The sequence below is a fragment of the Streptomyces sp. NPDC005799 genome (genome assembly GCF_040630525.1).
GTDB classification, from domain to species: Bacteria; Actinomycetota; Actinomycetes; order Streptomycetales; family Streptomycetaceae; genus Streptomyces; species Streptomyces griseorubiginosus_B.
The window spans coordinates 349,471-367,951 of record NZ_JBEXXQ010000001.1 but is presented as its reverse complement, the minus strand read 5'-3'; the positions used below and the strand labels follow the sequence as shown (position 1 = coordinate 367,951).

Here is an 18,481-nt window from a genome sequence, read left to right as displayed (position 1 = left end):
ACCGCAGCGCTTGAGCACGATGCGACGCGCTTCCGTATGGGTCCTTGGCACCGGGCGCACGCCCGGTGCCACAACTGAATCACGGTCAAAGTTACTTCGCGTAACACCCGACATCCGGACATCGCAACGACTGCGTTGTCCTTAGGTAACAGCGCAATAACTCAAACCTCGTACCGATCGGTATGGCGCCACTTAGAGTTCGGCAGCGGGACCGCTTTCCCGAAACTGCTCGGAGTTGCCCCCATGAACCCTCGTCGTAGTAACAGCTCGCTCCCCAAGCCCGGCCGGTCGGCCTATGGGGTGGCGACGGCTGTCGTCCTGCTGCTCATACCCATAGTCGTGCTGGCCGGCGGCGACTGGCTGCAGCAGTTTTTGAACTTCGGTGCGGGCGTGCTGTCGCTCGTCCTCCTCACCTGCTCGTGCATCTGGGGCCTGGTGGCCCAGGACCGGCTCATCCTCAACATCCGCCAGCGGATCGTGGCGCAGGGCATCCACCGGGTGACCGCCGTCGCGTCCATCGCCTTCCTGGTCGTCCACATCGGCGTCAAGATCGCACTGGACCACGCCGGCTGGATCGCGGCCCTGATCCCCTTCGGCATGGTGTTCAGCGGCGGCGGCGCGAACCCCGGCAGCGCCACGCTCATCGGCATGGGCTCGCTGGCCGCCTACCTGATGATCTTCGTCGGTGTCACCGGCGCCCTGCGCAACCAGTTCGCCTCCCCGGCGCCGGTCGCGGCCCGCTGGCGTGCCATGCACATGCTGGCCTACCCCGCCCTGTGCTTCGCGGTGATCCACGGCCTGTTCGCGGGCCGCCCGGCGAAGCCCTTCTTCATGATCTCGTACGAGCTGTGCCTGGTCGGGATCATCGCGGCCCTCGCCCTGCGCGCGGCCCCGCGCCCGTTCAAGCGCAAGGTCGCCGACCGGCTCGCCATGATGCTCGGCAACGAGCCGATGTCCGTCCGGGACGATCTCGAGTCCAGCCGCGCGCGCGTGGCCGAGGCCCCCTCCGCGCTGCCGGGCTACGAGGCCCGCGCGCCGCGCCAGGCACCCATGGACACGGGGCCCTCCCCCGCCACCGCCGGCTTCTACGACACCGGCTCCTCGCGCACCATGACCCCGGACTCCACCGGCGGCTTCGCGGCCGCCTACCGCGCCGTCACGCCCCAGCAGCGCGCCCAGCAGCCCTACGCAGCCGACCAGACGGCCCGCATGGACCTGCCCATGGACATGCAGGGCACGGGGGGCATCCCGCGCGTGGACAACGGCGGCAGCACCTCGGGCACCTGGCCGGTCCCCACGCCGCCGCCGGTCGGCGAGGCGCCCCCGTCGGCGTACGACCCGATGCAGGACACCGGATACAACATCCCGGCCTATGGCAATTCGGGCACCGCGGCGTACCGGAACAGTGATGTGTACGACACCGGTGAGACAAACAACGTCTACGGGACGTACAACCCGAACGACACGTACAACAGCGGTCCCGCCAATCAACCTCCCGGTGAGTCGTTCGACGCATCGGGTTCGGGCGAACCTTGGAACACGCCTTCCGGAGGCTATAGGTGAACGAGGCCCTGCCCGACGTTCCAGAAGTCCGCGTGGTCGGTCTTCCGCAGCTCACGTCGGGCTTCGACCTTGTCGAAAGACTCGATCTGCCCATGCACCTCAAGGTGCACGGGCCGCTCGACCCCCTCGGCGGCGAGGCACTCGCCAAGCTCGCCGAGAACATCAGTCTGAAGGGCCGCGGCGGCGCGGGCTTCCCCTTCCACAAGAAGCTGCGCTCGGTCGCCGAAGCGGCGATCAAGCGCGGTGTGCGGCCCGTCGTGGTCGTCAACGGCAGCGAGGACGAGCCGGCCTGCCGCAAGGACACGGTGCTCATCAACCGTGCCCCGCACCTCATCCTGGACGGCGCGCTGCTGTGCGCCGAGGCCCTGGGTGCCCGCACGCTCGTGATCGGCGTCACCCGGGAGTCCACCCAGCGCTCCATGGAGGCCGCCCTCGCCGAACGCGGCCTGAGCAACAGCCGCCGCTCGGCCCTCAAGGCGTTCGTCCAGCGCAACCCGGTCCGCATGGTCACCGGCGCGGCCGCGTCGCTGATCCGGTCGATCGACGGCGGCCCGGCGATCCCGCCCGGCCGCAAGGTCAGCGCCTCACAGAACGGCGTCGGCGGCGCGCCCACGCTGCTGTCGAACGCCGAGACCTTCGCCCAGCTGGCGATCGCCGCACGCATCGGCCCCGAGCGCTACGGCAACACCGGCCTGTACGACGAGCCGGGCACCGTCATGCTCACCGTCTCCGGCGCGGTCGCCCGCCCCATGGTGATCGAGGTCCCCACGGGCGTGCCGCTGCGCTACGTGCTGCAGCTGGCCGGCGCCCCGCCGGTCCCGCAGGGTGTGCTGACCGGCGGCTACCACGGCAAGTGGATCGACGCGGCGACCGTCAACGAGGCGGTCATCTCCCGCAACTCCCTGGACGCGGTGGGCGGTGCGCTGGGCGCCGGCGCGATCCTGCCGATCAGTCAGGACACCTGCCCGCTCGGTGAGTCGCTGCGGGTGGCGCAGTGGCTGGCCGAGGAGAGCGCGGGCCAGTGCGGTCCCTGCTACCTCGGTCTGCCGGCCGCCGCGCGCGGCATGGAGGACATCATCAACGGCGGCGGTCCGGCCGCTCTGGAGGCCCTCAAGCAGGTCGCCAAGAACGTCAAGCGGCGCGGTGCGTGCTCACACCCGGACGGCTCCGCGATGTTCCTGGAGTCGACCATCAAGGCGTTCACCGACGACCTGGCCGCCCATGTCCTCGGAAACGGCTGCGGACGGCCCGTGGAGGGCGTTCTGCCGCTCTTCGAGGGCGGCAAGATGCCGACGGGCATCCCGGGCGGCGCGGAGGCCCCTGACGACAACGGTGCCAGCCGCCAGAAGATCTACGTCGACTGGACGCTGTGCCGGGGCCACGGGCTGTGCGCGGACATCCTCCCGGAGGTCTTCGAGCTGGGCGCCGACGGCTTCCCGACCGTCGCCCAGGCGCAGGTGCCGCGCTACGCGGAGGCCAAGGCGGTGCGCGCGGTGCGCCGCTGCCCGGCGCTCGCCCTGCGCATCGAGGAGGAGTCGCCCCGCGACCGCACCCCCGCCCGCAACCTGCCGGTCCTCTCCCAGGGCCGTGGACGGCGCGCCCTGGGCCGCTGAGCCGCACGCGCAAACGGAAGGGCCGCCCGAGCCGGGCGGCCCTTCCGTTTGCGCCGGCTCCCCCGGAAGCCAACTCCCCCTGAACGCAGAAAAGATCCCGCCGGATCGTGATGATCCGGCGGGATCTGCTGTGGAGCTAAGGAGAATTGAACTCCTGACCTCCTGCATGCCATGCAGGCGCTCTACCAACTGAGCTATAGCCCCTTGTGGTGTGTTCCGCCCGGTTTCCCCGGCGGCGACGCCAACATTACACGGTCGACCGGGTGGAACACCAAATCGTTTGCCCGAGGCCCGCGCGCGGGACGGGGTCAGGCCGTCACGAACGAGTAGAACCGCTTGAGCGTGCAGTGCTCCTCCAGAAGACGGCCGTAGATCGGCTCGCCCTCAAGCTCGCGGTAGGTCTCGATCGGGTCGCCCTTTATGATCAGCGCCCGCGCGCATTCCTCGCACCAGTACTGGTAGTCGGGATTGACCGGTTCCATGTCGCGGACGATGGGCGTACCACTGCCGCACCAGTCGCACTTCCGCCTGTGTGCACCCATCGATCAGCTCCAGCTGTGGCCGCAGGCCGTGCACACGTAGGAGATCCCGCCGTTGTCGCCGAGAACCTGCGCGACGTGGGCGGAACCACAGGAAGGGCAGCTCAGGCGGGTGACCGTGTCCCGTGTCGACGCCGCTTCGAGGAGGTGGCCGTCCTCCTCGAGGATGCTCGCAGGCATCACTGCTCCCTCCCGTCGGGCCGCGCCCCCTTCCGGCCGTTTGATTCTGCCACGGCCGGACCGATACGGTCAGCGACGCCTCAGTACCAGTCCGGACACGGCACCCACCGCGGCCGTACCGGCCAGCGCGAACACGCACGCCAGAAGCGCCTCCGCAGAGGTATACGCCCCCGGGGCCCCAAGTGACTCAAGCCGGTTCAGGAACAGTGTGCCGAACGCGGCGACTCCGGTCAGCTGTCCCAGCTGTGCGACCGTGGCGAGCAGGCCGCTGGCGTCCGCCGCGTCCTCCGGCCGGACCGTGGCCAGCGCGCGGGTCAGGGTCGGGCTGAAGCCGAGCGCGATGCCCACGCCGACACCGGCGTACGCCACGTACAGCGCGGCCCCGCCGTCGTCGCCGCCCTTCAGCAGCAGCCCCACGCCGATCACGGACAGGGCGGTCAGCACGAAACCGGCCGGCGTCAGCAGCCGCTGCCAGGACGCGGGCCAGGAGCGCCAGGTCAGTCCCACGACCCCGAAGACGACCGCCGTCGGCGCGAAGCCCAGGCCCGCGCGCAGGGCGCTGTATCCGAGGCCGCCCTGGACGTGCAGGGTGAGCACGAACAGGAAACCGCCGTTGACGGCCATGACCGCCAGGATGCGGAACACCGCCAGGCCCATGCCGGGCTGCCGCAGCACCCGTGGGGCGATGAGCGGGGCGCCGCCGCGCCGGGCCAGCCCGGACTCGTAACGGCTGAACAGCGCGAAGAGGACCGCCGCGCAGGCCAGGGACAGCCAGGACCACAGCGGCCAGTCCTGCTCCTGGCCGAGCACCAGCGGCACCGTGAACAGCGACACGGCCGCGCCGAGCAGCAGCAGACCGGGCAGGTCGAGTCCGCGCGCCCGCTCCGGTGCGGCCGAGTCCCTGGCCGGCAGGACCCGGCTTCCGACGGCCAGCAGGACGAGGCCCACGGGCACGTTCACCAGGAACACCGGCCGCCAGCTCGTGCCGAACAGGTCGGCGCTGACCAGGAGTCCGCCGACGACCTGCCCGGCGGCGGCGCCGACGGCGATGACGGCCGAGTACGCGCCGAGCGCCCGGGCCCGGGCCTCGCCGGTGAAGGTGCGCTGGATCAGACTGAGCACCTGCGGGATCATCACGGCCGATCCGGCGCCCTGCACCAGCCGGAACACGATGAGTTCGGTCGCCCCCCGGGCCAGTCCGCAGGCCAGCGAGGCGGCGGTGAACAGGGCGAGCCCGGCGAGATGGACCCGGCCGTGTCCCATCCGGTCGCCGAGGCGGGCGCCGGTGATCAGCAGCACCGAGTACGTGATGGCGTATCCGGCGACGACCAGCTGCAAGTCGGAGCCGGAGGCGTGCAGTTCGGTGCCGATGGTGGGTGCCGCGACGTTCACGATGAACACGTCGAGCAGGGCCATGAACTGGGCCGCGAGCACCAGCGCGAGCAGCTGCCGGGACCGGTTGTCAGTGGCGGGGGCTTTACTGGGTGCGGGGCGTGGAGCCGGGACGGAACCCGGCCCCGTCCCGGGCGTGGTCGTCGTCATGCCGTCGAGCCTGACGACGTCTCGGTACGGGTGCCGAGAGCCCGCCGATGCTGGTACTGACAGCACCTGGCAGCGGACAAGCCCGGCATTGAGGATGGGTGTACGACGGGGACGTGACGGGGGACGTGACGATGACGACGACACATCGCAAGCGGCCGGAGCTGGCCGCCTTCCTGCGCACGAGGCGGGCCCGGGTGACTCCGGCGGACGTCGGCATGCCCCCGGGGTTCAGACGCCGAACACCGGGCCTGCGCCGCGAGGAGGTCGCCCAGCTCTCCGGCGTCGGCGTGACCTGGTACACCTGGCTGGAGCAGGGCCGCCCGATCAACGCCTCCGCGCAGGTCCTGGACGCGGTGGCGCGCACACTGCGGCTGGACCCGCCGGAGCGGGAGCATCTGTACCGGCTGGCGGAGGTGCCCTTCGAACCGGTCCCGGAGCGGCTGACGCGGTCCGTCGGGCCGGAGGTGCAGGGCATCATCGACGCCCTCGACCCGCTCATGGCGGTGGTCTACAGCTCGCGGTACGACGTCCTGGCCACCAACGCCGCCTACCGCGCCCTGTTCCTGGTGCCGGAAACGGTCCGGATCGGCGTACCGAACGTGCTGTGGACGCTGTTCACGCTGCCGGAGGAGGTCTGCCCGGTGGTGTACCGCGACCGGGAGTTGCCGCTGATGGTGGCGACGCTGCGGTCCTGGTACGGCCGCCATGTGGGCGAGCCGGCCTGGGAGGGGTTCATCAGCGGACTGTCGGAGGCCAGCCCCTACTTCGCCCGGCTGTGGGCGAGCGGCGAGGTGACACCTCCGGGGCCGCGGGTGAAGACGTTCCGTCATGAGGCGGTGGGCGAACTGCGGATGGCCTCGCAGTCGCTGCAGATCGACGGGATGCCGGAGTGCCGCATCGTCGTCTACACGCCCGAGGACGAGGCGGCACGGGCGAAGGTGGCGCTGCTCCGGGAGCGCAGCGAGCGGGTGTGGCCAACGAGAAATCCCGCCTCCTGATGGAGGCGGGATCCCGGTGTGGAGCTTGTGGAGCTAAGGAGAATTGAACTCCTGACCTCCTGCATGCCATGCAGGCGCTCTACCAACTGAGCTATAGCCCCGTGTTCCCTCGTTCGCCCCGCTCGGCGGGGCGAACAAGAAGAACTTTAGCCTGCGACCTGCCGGAAAGTGAAATCCGCTCAGTCGTCGTCACCGAGCACCGGTTCCGGCAGGGTGCCGGCGTTGTGCTCGAGCAACCGCCAGCCGCGGGCGCCCTCGCCCAGGACCGACCAGCTGCAGTTGGAGAGACCGCCGAGGCTCTCCCAGTGGTGGGACTCCAGACCGAGCAGGCGCCCGATGGTGGTGCGGATCGTCCCGCCGTGGCTGACCACGACCAGCGTGCCGTCGTCGGGGAGCTTCTCGGCGTGCCGGAGCACCACGGGGGCGGCCCGGTCGGCCACCTCGGTCTCCAGCTCGCCGCCGCCCCGGCGGACCGGCTCACCGCGCTTCCACGCGGCGTACTGCTCGCCGTACCGCTCGATGATCTCCTCGTGCGTCAGCCCCTGCCAGACGCCCGCGTAGGTCTCGCGCAGGCCCTCGTCGTGGGTGACCTCCAGGCCGGTGAGCGCGGCGAGCTCGGCCGCCGTGTGGGCCGCGCGCTGGAGGTCGGAGGCGACGATGGCGTCCGGCTCGAGGGCGACGAGCAGCCGGGCGGCCCGGCGGGCCTGGGCCAGCCCGGACTCGGTCAGCGGCACGTCCGTGGTGCCCTGGAAGCGGCGCTCCACGTTCCACGAGGTCTGGCCGTGCCGCCACAGGATGACGCGGCGGCCCCGCCCGGGGCGGCCGACGGACACCTCACCGGTGGCGCTCATCACCACTCACCGCCGAGGTCGGCCGCCTCCTCGGCAGCCTGCAGCTTGGCGTGCTCCTGGCCCTTGCCGCGGGTGGCCTTGGCGTCGGCGGGCAGCTCCAGCTCGGGGCAGTCCTTCCACAGCCGCTCCAGGGCGTAGAAGACACGCTCCTCGCTGTGCTGGACGTGGACGACGATGTCGACGTAGTCGAGCAGTACCCAGCGGGCCTCGCGGTCGCCCTCGCGGCGCACCGGCTTGGCGCCGAGTTCCTTCTGCAGCCGCTCCTCGATCTCGTCGACGATCGACTTGACCTGGCGGTCGTTGGGCGCGGATGCCAGCAGGAAGGCGTCCGTGATCGACAGGACGTCGCTGACGTCGTAGGCGATGACATCGTGCGCGAGCTTGTCGGCGGCCGCCTGGGCGGCCGTGTGGATGAGTTCGATGGAGCGGTCGGTGGCGGTCACTACGTGGCTTTCGGTCGGCGGTCACTTGACACCAAGGGTCTCACGGACCGCGGGGCGCACCCCACGTGATTAAGGGATCACGTGGGGCGCCCTAGGAGGCCGACGACGGCTTGTAGTCCTTGCCGAGGACCACCGAGACGTCGGCGTTCGCGCCGGTTCGGCCCTTGCTCACGGAGCTGGTGGGCAGCCCCAGGGTCTTGGCGACCTCGGTGGCGTTGTCCTTGTCGGCGGTGTCGGAGTAGACGACCTTGGACGTGGCCGAGGCACTGGCGGAGGTGCCGCCGTCGATGAAGGTGAAGCCGCCGTTGACGAGCGTCACGCGGGTCTTCTCGGTGTTGTCCTTCACGCCGCTGGCGTTCTGCACGGAGACCCGGACGGCGGAGCCCTGGTCGGGGCTCTTGGCGGTGCCGCCGAGGACGTCCTTGACCACGCCGGCGCTCGCCTGGGCACTGAGCGTGCCGTCGTTCTGCACGGGCAGCAGGGCGGTCTTGTAGTCGCCCTCCTTGGCGAGGTCGGCGAGCTTGGCGAGGAAGGTGCCCAGGTCCTTGTCGGTCAGCGACGGGTCGAGGATCTGCGCGAGGGTCTGGACGGTCGTCGTGGCGCCCGAGGGGTCGGAGGACATCTTGCGCAGCACGCCCTGCATGACCTGCCCGAACCGCTCCAGCTGGGCGTTCTCGGCCTCCCCGGAGGCGCGGTAGGTGGCGTAGGCGACGGCCATCCTGCCGCTGAGGGTCTGGTCCTTGCCGCGGTGGACGAGGGGTGCGCTGCCCTTCTTCTTGGCGCTCGGGTCGGGAACGTCCGCGTCGGTGTCGATGTCGATGTCGCCGACGAGGTCGACCAGGTTCTGCAGATAGGGCGTGTCCAGCCGCCAGGTGCCCTCGATGTTGGTGCCCAGGACCGTGTCGAGGGCGTCGCGGGTGCCGGAGGAGCCGTCGTCCTCGACGGACTTGGCGAGTGTGGTCGCGTTGCCCGTGTCGTCCGTCAGGGAGAGGGAGTTGGGCAGCAGCACGGTGGTGCCCTGCTTGGTGGTGGTGTTGTCGACGAGCAGCGCCGTGGAGGTGCCGCCCTTCGCGGTGTTGTGCAGGTGGACGACGATCACGTCACGGTTCTGGGCGCCCGCGGCCGTCGCCGTGCCCTTCTTGGCGCCGGACTTGGACAGCCCGGGCAGCTTCCCGGCGTACCAGAGGTAGCCGACGCCGCCGACCGCGACCAGGGCCAGGGCCACCACGAGGGCGACGAGGCGGCTGCGGGCGCGGCGCTTGGCCTCCTCGCGGCGCTCGGTGCGGTTCTCGGTGAAGTTCAGCCAGTCGATGACGTCCTCGGAGTCACCGTCGGGCTGCTCGACGAAGGCGAACTGCTCGGTGCGGTAGTCCCGTTCGGCGGGGGCCTCGGTGTCGTCCCGTTCGTGTTCCGCCGGGCCGGCCTGCTGCGGGATGTGGGCGGTCTGCTCGGCGACCCGCGGCTGCCGGCCGCTGCTCGCGCTCTGCCCGTAGGGGTCGTACGGGGCGGCGGGCTCGGCCGGTTGGGCCGTACCGGCGCCGTACGGGTCGTAGGGCGGGGCGTACGGCTGCCGGCCGGTGCCGTAGGGGTCGTAGGCCGGGGGCTGCTGCTGTGGGCCGGTGGCGTACGGGTCGTAGCCGTAGCCCTGTTGCTGCGCGTACGGGTCGTAGGGCTGCTGGGGCGCCTGCTGCGGGGCGACCTGCCGGTACACGGGCCGGCCGTACTCGTCGTAGCCCACGAGCTCGTACTGGTTGTCCTGGTCGCCGCCGTAGCCCGCGTCGTATCGGTCGTTCACCGGTGCCCCTCTCGGTTCACTCGCCGCGGTACAGCTCGCGCTTGTCGATGTAGCGCACGACGCCGTCCGGCACCATGTACCAGATGGGGTCGCCCTTGGCGACTCTCGCACGGCAGTCCGTGGAGGAGATGGCCAGCGCGGGAACCTCCACCAGCGAGACGCCGCCCTCCGGGAGGCCGTGGTCGGTCAGGGGATGGCCGGGGCGGGTGCAGCCGATGAAGTGCGCGAGGGAGAACAGCTCCTCGGAGTCGCGCCAGGTGAGGATCTGGCCGAGGGCGTCGGCGCCGGTGATGAAGAAGAGGTCGGTGTCGGGGTTGAGGGCCCGCAGGTCGCGCAGGGTGTCCACGGTGTAGGTCGGGCCGCCGCGGTCGATGTCGATGCGGCTGACCGAGAACTGCGGGTTCTCGGCGGTGGCGATGACCGTCATCAGATAGCGGTCCTCGGCCGGGGAGACCGTGCGGTGGGTCTTCTGCCAGGGCTGACCGGTCGGGACGAACACCACCTCGTCCAGGTGGAACTGCGCGGCGACCTCACTGGCCGCCACGAGGTGCCCGTGGTGGATCGGGTCGAACGTTCCGCCCATGACACCGAGGCGGCGCTTGCCGGGGTTCGACGGTCCGATGACCGGTCCGCTCGGCCGACGGGTCTCGGTGCCGCTCGACGTGTCCTTCGCCGGACCGGTAGGCATGTCCTGCTCTCCCATGCGTGCAGACCCTACCGGCCCGACCTGAGCGCCTCGTTCGGCGGATGCCCGGGATGCCCCGCTTCGGGGGGACGACGGCTTCAGCGGTCGCGGTTGAAGCGAGTGGTGATCCACAGCAGGAGCAGCAGGACGACGAGTGCGCCGCCGCCGGTGATCGCCGGGTTGAGGCTGTCGTGGTTGCCGCCCTCTTCGGCGAGGGTGGCCAGGTGCGCGGCGGTGCTGTGGAGGCTCATCTTCGGCGGGACCTATCCGGTAGGCGGGGATAAAGATGTCGGCCCATCGTAAGCGGGGGCCGTGGCGGCGATCACACCGACTCCTCCGTCGGGGAACTCCGGACGGTCCTCAGTCGTCTTTCCGCTTGTAGCCCCGCAGCAGGAACCACCCGGTGAACGCGCAGCCCAGGATCATCACCACCAGTACGACCCGGAGCAGATACCCCGATCCCTGGTGCTGGGGGGCGCTGGCGGCCGCGGCGAGCCAGGCGGCTGCTGGGATGTGCTCCATGGTGCGGGACTCTCCTTCGGTGTAGTGCCCGTCCACGGTAACTCCGCCTAGGCTGGGCCTTGCTTCGGGGGCGCAAAGGGCCGCACAAGGGTCCGCAAAGGGCCACTACACGCATGTGGGGGAAGACATGTCCGACGACGGCCACGAGCACAACGGACACGAGCACGTACCGAGCAGGCAGCGCCGGCGCTTCCCGGGGATCTCCTCCCGTGCGTACGAGCACCCGGCGGACCGCAGCGCGCTGGTGGCGCTGCGCAAGCTGAGCGGCTTCGACACGGTCTTCAAGGCGCTCAGCGGGCTGCTGCCCGAGCGCAGTCTGAGGCTGCTGTTCCTGTCCGACTCGGTGCGCGTGTCCGACCAGCAGTTCGCCCACCTCAACGACATGCTGCGGGACGCCTGTTACATCCTGGACCTGGAGAAGGTCCCGCCGATGTACGTCAACCAGGACCCGCAGCCCAACGCCATGTGCATCGGCCTGGACGAGCCGATCATCGTCGTCACCACCGGGCTCGTGGAGCTGCTGGACGAGGAGGAGATGCGGGCGGTCATCGGCCACGAGGTGGGCCACGCGCTGTCCGGGCACGCGGTGTACCGCACGATCCTGCTGTTCCTGACCAACCTGGCGATCCGGGTCGCCTGGATCCCGCTGGGCACGCTGGCGATCATGGCGATCGTGACGGCGCTGCGGGAGTGGTTCCGCAAGTCGGAGCTGTCCGCCGACCGGGCGGGGCTGCTGGTGGGGCAGGACCTGAAGGCCTCGATGCGCGGTCTGATGAAGATCGCGGGCGGCAACCACCTGCACGAGATGAACGTGGACGCGTTCCTGAAGCAGGCCGACGAGTACGAGGCGGGCGGCGATCTGCGCGACTCGGTGCTGAAGATCCTGAACCTGCTGCCGCGCTCCCACCCGTTCACCACCATCCGGGCGGCCGAGCTGAAGAAGTGGTCCGAGACCCGGGACTACCAGCGGATCATGGACGGCCACTACCCGCGCCGCGACGAGGACAAGGACACCTCGGTCTCCGACTCCTTCCGTGAGTCGGCGGCGAGCTACGCCAGCAATGTGAAGAGCTCCAAGGACCCGCTGATGAAGCTGGTCAGCGACATCGCCGGCGGGGCGGGGGGCCTGGGCGGCCGCGTGCGGCGCGGCTTCGACGGCTTCACGAGCCCGGCAGCGGGCGAGGACCGGCCGCAGGACGAGCCGCCGACGGACACTCCGCCGCGCACCGAGGACTGACCGGACCGGAGGGGCCGACGGGGCGGAGACTCCCCGTCGGCCGTTCACATCTCGCTCAGACCCTGGGCTGTGCGCTCGTCGCGAGCGTGCCGCACAGGGCCGTCGTGCCGCCCGTCGCGTACGGGTCGGTGCCGGCCGGACCGCCCGACTTCGCCGTCTGGCCGGCCAGCAGCGGGTGGAGGTGGTTGGTGGAGTCCTCGGCGCAGGACAGCGGCCCGGCCTGGACGTAGGAGACGGTCAGCTGGGCCTGGTGCAGCCGCAGGTCGTCGCGGTCGAAGCGGAAGTGCAGCTCGCGCCGGACGGTGAACAGGGACGCCGGGGCCTTCGCGGCGGAGCCGGTCGGCTTCAGCGCATAGACGAAGGTGTGGTCGGCGGTCACCTCGAGGGTGGCGGAGTCGGTCTCGGCGGCCTGCAGGCTGCCCTCGACGCGGATCCTGGGGTCGGCGAGCTCGGCGCGGGTCTGGTCGAAGCGGACCAGCCAGCCGGTCGGCTGATGGCGCCCGTCGGCGGTCGGGCGGGCGAAGCTCTGGTCGAACTGGTCGAGCTGGTCGCCGTCGAGCATGACGCGCACGGAGCGGACGTCCTGGCCGCCGATCACCTCGGGGTAGAGCGAGGAGCGGACGATGTAGTCCTTCGCGGTGGTCAGGGCGGCGACCACCTGGCTGTCGGAGAAGTGCGCGGTACGGCGCGTGGGCGGCAGCGGTATGCCCTCGGCGCCGACCCGGAACTGCGCGGCGGGGCTGTGCGCGAACAGGTACTCGGGATCGGCCGCCCCGGGCACCTTGCCCTGCGGGGAGAGCGGTATGACCGTCATCCGCAGGGGCTCGACCGGCCGGCGGTCTGCGGGCGTCTGGTAAGGGTGTCGTACACCCATGTAGATCGCCGTCCCGAAGGCGACGGCGATCAGCAGAACCAGGATCAGGGCCTGCCGGGACAGGCCCCGGTGGAGGGGCGGGCGGCGCCGTACGGCGGGCGCGTGGTCGGCCATGCGCTCCTGCGCGGAGAACTCCTGGAGGCGGGCAGCGCGGACGAACGACTCGTCGAAGACGACGGATCGGTACTCGTCCTCTCCACCCCCGGGGGCGCCCTCGGGTGTCCCCTCAGGTGGGTCTCCAGGCCCTCCCATACCTTCAGGGTAGGTCTTGGGAAGCCCCGGTAAACGCCCTGGTGCGCGACAACTTCTGACAGGTTCTCACCAGAACCGGCGGAGCCCGCGAAGCGGCCGCTCAGGGAGTGCGCGGGATCACCGAGACCGCGGGCGGGGAGGTGTCGGCGGAAGCGGAGGGCGGAGCGGCGCTGCCCTGTTCCAGGCCCGTCGAGGCAGGCGGCGGCACCTGGTCCCGGTTGCTGGAGGAGGCGCCCCGGTAGACCGCGGTGAAGGCCAGCGCGACCATGCCGACGCCCATCACGATGGCCAGCATCCAGGCGACCGGACGGTGCCAGTTGACCTTCTTGCCGTACGTCCCCGGGGCGCCGTAGCGGCCTTCGAGGACGTCGGTGTCGTCCAGGTCGTCGAAGTCGGGATCGGGGCCGAAACCGGAGGGGTCGTACCCGTCCTCGTAGCGCTCCCCGCGGGCGTGGGCACGGCGGGCCTCCGCCTCGGAGGCCTCGGCTCGGGCCTGGGCGGCGGCCAGGAGGCGTTCGACGGCGGTCGGCTCGTGCACCACGGCCGCCCGTACGAAGGCCTCGTCGAATACCACGGAGGCGAACTCTTCGTCCGACACCCCGCGGTCGTGGTCGTCGTCGGGATCCCAGCCGTCAGGGAACGGCGTGCCCCCCACGTCCTCCGGCACGGATCCAGAGTAGACCTGGGGGGTCAATTTGGGCAGACGGTAGGGAAATTCATCCGCTGGGTGAGACGGCTCTCATGCGGCGCGGTCGCGTGCCGGGCGCATATGCACCGCCGGAGGGTGCCCGCTCCCTCAGCGGCGGATGTGCCCGTCGCCGGTGACGATGTACTTGGTGCTGGTCAGCTCCGGCAGGCCCATGGGGCCGCGGGCGTGCAGCTTCTGCGTGGAGATGCCGATCTCCGCGCCGAAGCCGAACTGGCCGCCGTCGGTGAAGCGGGTCGAGGCGTTCACGGCGACGGTGGTGGAGTCGACCAGCTGGGTGAAGCGGCGGGCGGCCTGCTGCGAGGTCGTCACGATCGCCTCGGTGTGACCGGACGACCACAGCCGGATGTGCTCGACGGCCTTGTCGAGGGAGTCCACCACGGCGGCCGCGATGTCGTAGGAGAGGTACTCGGTGTCCCAGTCGTCCGGCGTGGCCTCGACGACGGTGGCCTTCGTGTCCTTCGCGTACGCCAGCACCCGCGGGTCGGCGTGCACGGTCACCCCGGCCTCCGCGAGGGCGTCGAGGGCGCGCGGCAGGAACTCGGGGGCGATGTCCTGGTGGACCAGCAGGGTCTCGGCCGCGTTGCAGACGCTGGGCCGCTGGGCCTTGGAGTTGATCAGGATGTCGACCGCCATGTCGAGGTCCGCCGCCGCGTCGACGTAGACGTGGCAGTTGCCGGTGCCGGTCTCGATGACGGGGACGGTGGACTCGTTGACCACGGTCTGGATCAGGGAGGCGCCGCCGCGCGGGATGAGGACGTCGACCAGGCCACGGGCGCGCATCAGCTCGCGGACGCTCTCGCGGCTCTCGCCGGGCACGAGCTGGATGGCGTCGGCGGGCAGCCCCGCCCCGCCCACGGCGTCCCGCAGGACCCGCACCAGGGCGGTGTTCGACTCGTACGCGGAGGCCGAGCCGCGCAGCAGGACCGCGTTGCCGGACTTCAGGCACAGGGCGGCGGCGTCCACGGTGACGTTCGGGCGGGCCTCGTAGATGATGCCGACGACACCGAGGGGCACGCGGACCTGGCGCAGGTCGATGCCGTTGGGCAGGGTCGAGCCGCGGACGACCTCGCCGACCGGGTCGGGCAGCGCGATGACGTCACGCACGTCGGAGGCGATGGCCCGCACCCGCTCCGGGGTGAGCGTCAGGCGGTCGATGATGGCCTCGCTGGTGCCGGCCTCGCGCGCCTTGGCGATGTCCTTGGCGTTGGCCTCGACGATCTCGCTCGTACGGACCTCCAGGGCGTCCGCGATCGCGCCCAGCGCGTCGTCCTTGACCGCGCGCGGCAGCGGGGCGAGGTCGGCGGCGGCGGCCTTGGCGCGGTAGGCGGCCTGGGTGACCGGGGACATGGAGTCGTACGGCGAAAGCGTGGTCATGAGGGAAGGGTAGTGCGCCGGACGGACCCGTCCACCTTCTATCCCAAACCCCGAGACTGCCCTTTGCGCCTAAACCGGCGCCGCTTTCGCGGACCTGGTTGCTCGCCGCGGGGGTTCCTCAATTGATGGTCACGGTGGATGGTCGCTCAAAATGGATGCACGCCGACAGGAGAAGCCGGCGGCGGGCCGTAGCCCTCCGCGAGGCGCTGGTGGTAGGTCTCGCGGTCGATGACCTCCAGGCCCACGATCTCCCAGGGCGGCAGCTGGGCGGTGCGGCGGTGCTCGCCCCACAGCCGCAGGGCGACCGCGGCCGCGTCGTGCAGGTCGCGGGCCTCCTCCCAGTACCGGATCTCCGCGTGGTCGCCCGCATACCTGCTGGTCAGGAGGAAGGGATGGTCGTGGGCGAGCTGCTCCAGGCCGCGCCGGACCTCCGCCAGGGGAGCCTCGGCGCCGGAGACGCTGAGCGTGACATGCCACAGGCGCGGCAGATCGGCCGGTTCCTCGTACCGCTCGCCGGCCGCCACGCTGGTCAGGGCCCGCTCCTCGCCGGCCGCGCGGGAGGAGGCGCCCCCGGTACCGCCGGTGCCACCGCGGGACGTCGTCCCAGGGCGCACTCGTCTCACGACGGCCTCCTTTTTCCCAGGGTCGAGCAGTGCTCGTGCGGAAGGTGTCCCTGAGACAAAGTTGAGCAGGCCCGGAGCCGCCACGTGACGCTTTTGCGGAACGTCCACCAGCGGGGGAGGACGTTTCGGGCTAATTACGGGTGCAGGAGCACCAGATCGTCCCTGTGTACGACCTCGCGCTCGTACGCGGCGCCCAGTTCGCGGGCGAGCTCCCGGGTGGAGCGGCCGAGCAGCTGGGGGATCTCCTTGGCGTCGAAGTTGACGAGCCCGCGGGCCACCGCGCGCCCCTGGACGTCACGCAGCTCCACCGGGTCCCCGGCGACGAACTCCCCTTCGACGGCGGCGATTCCGGCCGGCAGCAGCGACTTGCGGCGCTCGACGACCGCCCGTACCGCGCCGTCGTCCAGGGTGAGCGAGCCCTGCGGGGTGGAGGCGTGCTGGAGCCACAGCAGACGGTCCGCGGAGCGCTTGCCGGTGATGTGGAAGTAGGTCCCGGTGTCCCCGCCGGACAGCGCCTCGGCGGCGTGCACGGCACTGGTGAGGACCACGGGGATGCCGGCCGCGGCGGCGATCCCGGCCGCCTCGATCTTGGTGACCATGCCGCCGGTGCCGACGCCGGCCTTGCCCGCGCTGCCGATCTCCACTCCGGCGAGGTCCTCCGGGCCCCGCACCTCCGCGATCCGCGAGGTGCCGGCTCTGCCCGGGTCGCCGTCGTAGACGCCGTCGACGTCGGAGAGCAGGACCAGCAGGTCGGCGTGGACGAGGTGCGCCACCAGGGCCGCGAGACGGTCGTTGTCGCCGAAGCGGATCTCGTCGGTGGCGACGGTGTCGTTCTCGTTGACGACCGGGAACGCGCCCATCGCGAGGAGCTTGTCGAGAGTGCGGGAGGCGTTGCGGTGGTGGGCGCGGCGGCTCATGTCGTCGCTGGTCAGTAGGACCTGGCCGACGCGGACGCCGTAGCGGGCGAAGGAGGCGGTGTAGCGGGCCACGAGCAGTCCCTGGCCGACGCTGGCGGCGGCCTGCTGGCGGGCCAGGTCGCGGGGGCGGCGGCGCAGGCCGAGGGGGGCGAGGCCGGCGGCGATGGCGCCGGAGGAGACCAGGACGATCTCCTTCTCTCCCCCGCTGCGGCTCTTGGCCAGGACGTCGACGAGCGCGTCGACCCGGTCGGCGTCCAGGCCGCCGGAGGCGGTGGTCAGCGACGAGGAGCCCACCTTGACGACGATCCTGCGGGCCTGAGCCACGCCCTGCCTTACCCCTGCCACCTGCTTGTCCGTCCCCTCGCGCACTCGGGTCTCCCCGCCACGCAATCTACGCGAAGGGGGCCGCACGCCGCGCGTCGGTCCAGTCCCCGGACAGAACCCACGCGGTGAGGACGACCGGTGTCAGGCCGCCGCCGCTGTGCCGCCCGGCGTCGGGGTTCGGGGGGTTTCGGCCGGGGTGGGCCGGGGGCTCATCGCCCGGCGGGCCTTGCCCACCGCTCGGCGCAGGAGGGAGGTCGCGGTGTGTTCCCGGTAGCCGGGTACGGCTCGGGCCTCGCGGGGGGCGGCGCGGTAGAGGGAGTCGGGGATGCCGAGCGAGGCCTCACGGAAGTAGGGGTAGGCGAAGTAGACGTGGTGGCCCCTGCGTTCGAGGACCGCCTCCGGCTGCTTCTTCGCCTTCAGGAACTCCAGGAACCCGGCGAGGAGTTCGGGCTGCTGCTCGGCGACGAGGTGCAGCCGTATTCGCTCCTCGACCTTGAGGCGCCCGGCGACCGTGCTGGTCCAGAACCGCTTCATCAGCGGTTCGGCCAGCTCGAACTTGTGCCCGCGGACCTGCTCGCTGTCCTTGAGGTACGTCGGCCCGAACTGCGGCAGCAGCGTGATCAGGAAGGGCCGCACCATGAGCGCGTCACGCCGCTCCCCCGCGGGCACGAACTCGGCGATCAGGTTCATCAGGGCCCGCGCCGAGTCGAAGCGCAGGGTGTAACTCCCGGTCTTCGTCACGTGTTTGCCGTCGTCGCGGCCCACCAGGTAGTAGCAGGTGTGGTCGCCGACCACGGAGACGCCGTCGGCCCGTAGATAGGCCTCCATGGTGAACAGCGCGTCCTCGCCGGTCCACAGCGACTCGTCGAAGCGCATCCCGTGCCGTTCCAGAAGCGCGCGGCGGAAGAGTTTCTGCGCGCTCAGGGTGAACTTGATGCTGGAGGAGAAGACGTCGGTGCGCTCCAGGGTCTCCCAGGCGATCCGCGGCGCCGAGCGGTTGATGCCCTCGATCCTGCCCAGGACCACGTCCGTGCCGTTGCGGTCGGCCGCCGCGACCATCCGCTCGAGCGCCTCAGGACCGAGCCGGTCGTCGGCGTCCAGGAAGAACACGTACCGCCCGGCGGCCTTGCCGAGGCCGACGTTGCGCGGGCCGCTGGGGCCGCCGGAGTTCTGCTGGCGGATCACCGTGACCGGCATGGCCGCGCGCTCGGCGAACCGCTCCAGGTAGTCCCCCGTCCCGTCCGTCGAGCCGTCGTCGACCGCGATGACCTCGATCCGCTCAGCCCCGATGGTCTGGGCCTCGACGGACGCGAGGCACTCGACCAGGTAGGGCATCGCCTCGTAGGCCCCGATGACGACGCTCACATCAGGCTGCGCCACGGTCACGTTTCCCCCTTGTCACAGGAAGTTCCCCCTCAGTCGGCTCGTTCGTCAACTTCT

At 71.0% G+C, this 18,481-nt stretch carries 19 protein-coding genes and 2 tRNA genes; 4 read left to right on the top strand and 17 right to left on the bottom strand.

From position 1 onward, the window contains the following. The first annotated feature begins 243 nt into the window (after positions 1–243). Together ABZ453_RS01585 and ABZ453_RS01580 are read left to right on the top strand one after the other, a co-directional pair. Positions 244–1,563 (top strand): ferric reductase-like transmembrane domain-containing protein, encoded by a 1,320-nt coding sequence (locus ABZ453_RS01585; RefSeq protein ID WP_359010421.1) that lies wholly within the window; start codon positions 244–246, stop codon positions 1,561–1,563. Beyond that, positions 1,560–3,176, top strand: a complete 1,617-nt coding sequence (locus ABZ453_RS01580; RefSeq protein WP_359010419.1) for an NADH-ubiquinone oxidoreductase-F iron-sulfur binding region domain-containing protein — start codon at positions 1,560–1,562, stop codon at positions 3,174–3,176. The genes ABZ453_RS01585 and ABZ453_RS01580 overlap by 4 nt, the downstream gene beginning before the upstream one ends. Positions 3,177–3,307: 131 nt before the next feature. Here the strand turns inward: ABZ453_RS01580 and ABZ453_RS01575 are convergent. The 4 genes from ABZ453_RS01575 to ABZ453_RS01560 all read right to left on the bottom strand — a co-directional run bounded on the left by ABZ453_RS01575 (position 3,308) and on the right by ABZ453_RS01560 (position 5,329). Beyond that, positions 3,308–3,380, bottom strand: a tRNA-Ala gene (locus ABZ453_RS01575). A gap of 104 nt (positions 3,381–3,484) precedes the next feature. Further along, entirely contained in the window at positions 3,485–3,718 is a 234-nt protein-coding gene (locus tag ABZ453_RS01570; RefSeq protein WP_003976229.1) for a hypothetical protein, read from the bottom strand. 3 nt (positions 3,719–3,721) lie between these two features. Then, complete coding sequence (locus tag ABZ453_RS01565) at positions 3,722–3,895, bottom strand: hypothetical protein (protein ID WP_133041029.1); 174 nt, start codon at positions 3,893–3,895, stop codon at positions 3,722–3,724. Positions 3,896–3,964: 69 nt separating this feature from the next. Continuing rightward, positions 3,965–5,329, bottom strand: a complete 1,365-nt coding sequence (locus tag ABZ453_RS01560) for an MFS transporter (protein WP_359010584.1) — start codon at positions 5,327–5,329, stop codon at positions 3,965–3,967. A gap of 239 nt (positions 5,330–5,568) precedes the next feature. On the opposite strand from ABZ453_RS01560, the gene ABZ453_RS01555 reads away from it, so the two are divergent. Continuing rightward, a complete protein-coding gene (locus tag ABZ453_RS01555; protein ID WP_359010417.1) occupies positions 5,569–6,435 on the top strand; it encodes a helix-turn-helix transcriptional regulator in 867 nt (288 codons plus the stop codon). A gap of 28 nt (positions 6,436–6,463) precedes the next feature. Here the strand turns inward: ABZ453_RS01555 and ABZ453_RS01550 are convergent. The 7 genes from ABZ453_RS01550 to ABZ453_RS01520 all read right to left on the bottom strand — a co-directional run bounded on the left by ABZ453_RS01550 (position 6,464) and on the right by ABZ453_RS01520 (position 10,767). After that, a tRNA-Ala gene (locus tag ABZ453_RS01550) sits at positions 6,464–6,536 on the bottom strand. Between the two features lie 78 nt (positions 6,537–6,614). Further along, entirely contained in the window at positions 6,615–7,286 is a 672-nt protein-coding gene (locus ABZ453_RS01545) for a histidine phosphatase family protein (protein ID WP_359010415.1), read from the bottom strand. Next, positions 7,286–7,729, bottom strand: a complete 444-nt coding sequence (rsfS, locus tag ABZ453_RS01540; protein WP_359010413.1) for a ribosome silencing factor — start codon at positions 7,727–7,729, stop codon at positions 7,286–7,288. Before rsfS ends, ABZ453_RS01545 begins: the two co-directional genes overlap by 1 nt. Positions 7,730–7,820: 91 nt before the next feature. Next, a complete protein-coding gene (locus tag ABZ453_RS01535) occupies positions 7,821–9,524 on the bottom strand; it encodes an LCP family protein (RefSeq protein ID WP_359010411.1) in 1,704 nt (567 codons plus the stop codon). Positions 9,525–9,540: 16 nt separating this feature from the next. Beyond that, a complete protein-coding gene (nadD, locus tag ABZ453_RS01530) occupies positions 9,541–10,227 on the bottom strand; it encodes a nicotinate-nucleotide adenylyltransferase (RefSeq protein ID WP_359010409.1) in 687 nt (228 codons plus the stop codon). Positions 10,228–10,307: 80 nt separating this feature from the next. Beyond that, entirely contained in the window at positions 10,308–10,460 is a 153-nt protein-coding gene (locus ABZ453_RS01525; RefSeq protein WP_359010407.1) for a hypothetical protein, read from the bottom strand. A gap of 109 nt (positions 10,461–10,569) precedes the next feature. Next, on the bottom strand, positions 10,570–10,767 hold the full coding sequence (locus ABZ453_RS01520; RefSeq protein ID WP_359010592.1) for a hypothetical protein: 198 nt from the start codon (positions 10,765–10,767) through the stop codon (positions 10,570–10,572). A 91-nt stretch (positions 10,768–10,858) separates the two neighbouring features. Between ABZ453_RS01520 and ABZ453_RS01515 the strand changes: the two genes are divergently transcribed. After that, complete coding sequence (locus ABZ453_RS01515) at positions 10,859–11,968, top strand: M48 family metallopeptidase (RefSeq protein WP_356768122.1); 1,110 nt, start codon at positions 10,859–10,861, stop codon at positions 11,966–11,968. 55 nt (positions 11,969–12,023) lie between these two features. Here ABZ453_RS01515 and ABZ453_RS01510 read toward each other — a convergent pair whose 3' ends face one another. The 6 genes from ABZ453_RS01510 to ABZ453_RS01485 all read right to left on the bottom strand — a co-directional run bounded on the left by ABZ453_RS01510 (position 12,024) and on the right by ABZ453_RS01485 (position 18,427). Beyond that, the gene (locus tag ABZ453_RS01510; protein ID WP_359010404.1) at positions 12,024–13,094 is read right to left on the bottom strand and encodes a hypothetical protein; all 1,071 of its coding nucleotides are present in this window, start codon (positions 13,092–13,094) and stop codon (positions 12,024–12,026) included. Between the two features lie 100 nt (positions 13,095–13,194). Beyond that, complete coding sequence (locus ABZ453_RS01505) at positions 13,195–13,788, bottom strand: hypothetical protein (protein WP_359010402.1); 594 nt, start codon at positions 13,786–13,788, stop codon at positions 13,195–13,197. A gap of 102 nt (positions 13,789–13,890) precedes the next feature. Further along, positions 13,891–15,177: a glutamate-5-semialdehyde dehydrogenase gene (locus tag ABZ453_RS01500; protein WP_359010400.1), complete on the bottom strand. Its 1,287-nt coding sequence runs from the start codon at positions 15,175–15,177 to the stop codon at positions 13,891–13,893. A gap of 146 nt (positions 15,178–15,323) precedes the next feature. After that, on the bottom strand, positions 15,324–15,800 hold the full coding sequence (locus ABZ453_RS01495; RefSeq protein ID WP_359010398.1) for a hypothetical protein: 477 nt from the start codon (positions 15,798–15,800) through the stop codon (positions 15,324–15,326). Between the two features lie 134 nt (positions 15,801–15,934). After that, on the bottom strand, positions 15,935–17,041 hold the full coding sequence (gene proB / locus ABZ453_RS01490) for a glutamate 5-kinase (RefSeq protein ID WP_359010582.1): 1,107 nt from the start codon (positions 17,039–17,041) through the stop codon (positions 15,935–15,937). Between the two features lie 141 nt (positions 17,042–17,182). Then, a complete protein-coding gene (locus ABZ453_RS01485; RefSeq protein WP_359010397.1) occupies positions 17,183–18,427 on the bottom strand; it encodes a glycosyltransferase family 2 protein in 1,245 nt (414 codons plus the stop codon). Positions 18,428–18,481: the final 54 nt, after the last annotated feature.

What these genes read in the sequence shown, in the direction of transcription:
- ABZ453_RS01585 (WP_359010421.1), top strand. Translation starts at nt 244, where the DNA reads ATGAACCCTCGTCGTAGTAACAGCTCGCTCCCCAAGCCCGGCCGGTCG.
- ABZ453_RS01570 (WP_003976229.1), bottom strand. Translation starts at nt 3,718, where the DNA reads ATGGGTGCACACAGGCGGAAGTGCGACTGGTGCGGCAGTGGTACGCCC.
- ABZ453_RS01565 (WP_133041029.1), bottom strand. Translation starts at nt 3,895, where the DNA reads ATGCCTGCGAGCATCCTCGAGGAGGACGGCCACCTCCTCGAAGCGGCG.
- ABZ453_RS01555 (WP_359010417.1), top strand. Translation starts at nt 5,569, where the DNA reads ATGACGACGACACATCGCAAGCGGCCGGAGCTGGCCGCCTTCCTGCGC.
- ABZ453_RS01545 (WP_359010415.1), bottom strand. Translation starts at nt 7,286, where the DNA reads ATGAGCGCCACCGGTGAGGTGTCCGTCGGCCGCCCCGGGCGGGGCCGC.
- nadD (WP_359010409.1), bottom strand. Translation starts at nt 10,227, where the DNA reads ATGGGAGAGCAGGACATGCCTACCGGTCCGGCGAAGGACACGTCGAGC.
- ABZ453_RS01525 (WP_359010407.1), bottom strand. Translation starts at nt 10,460, where the DNA reads ATGAGCCTCCACAGCACCGCCGCGCACCTGGCCACCCTCGCCGAAGAG.
- ABZ453_RS01515 (WP_356768122.1), top strand. Translation starts at nt 10,859, where the DNA reads ATGTCCGACGACGGCCACGAGCACAACGGACACGAGCACGTACCGAGC.
- ABZ453_RS01510 (WP_359010404.1), bottom strand. Translation starts at nt 13,094, where the DNA reads ATGGGAGGGCCTGGAGACCCACCTGAGGGGACACCCGAGGGCGCCCCC.
- ABZ453_RS01500 (WP_359010400.1), bottom strand. Translation starts at nt 15,177, where the DNA reads ATGACCACGCTTTCGCCGTACGACTCCATGTCCCCGGTCACCCAGGCC.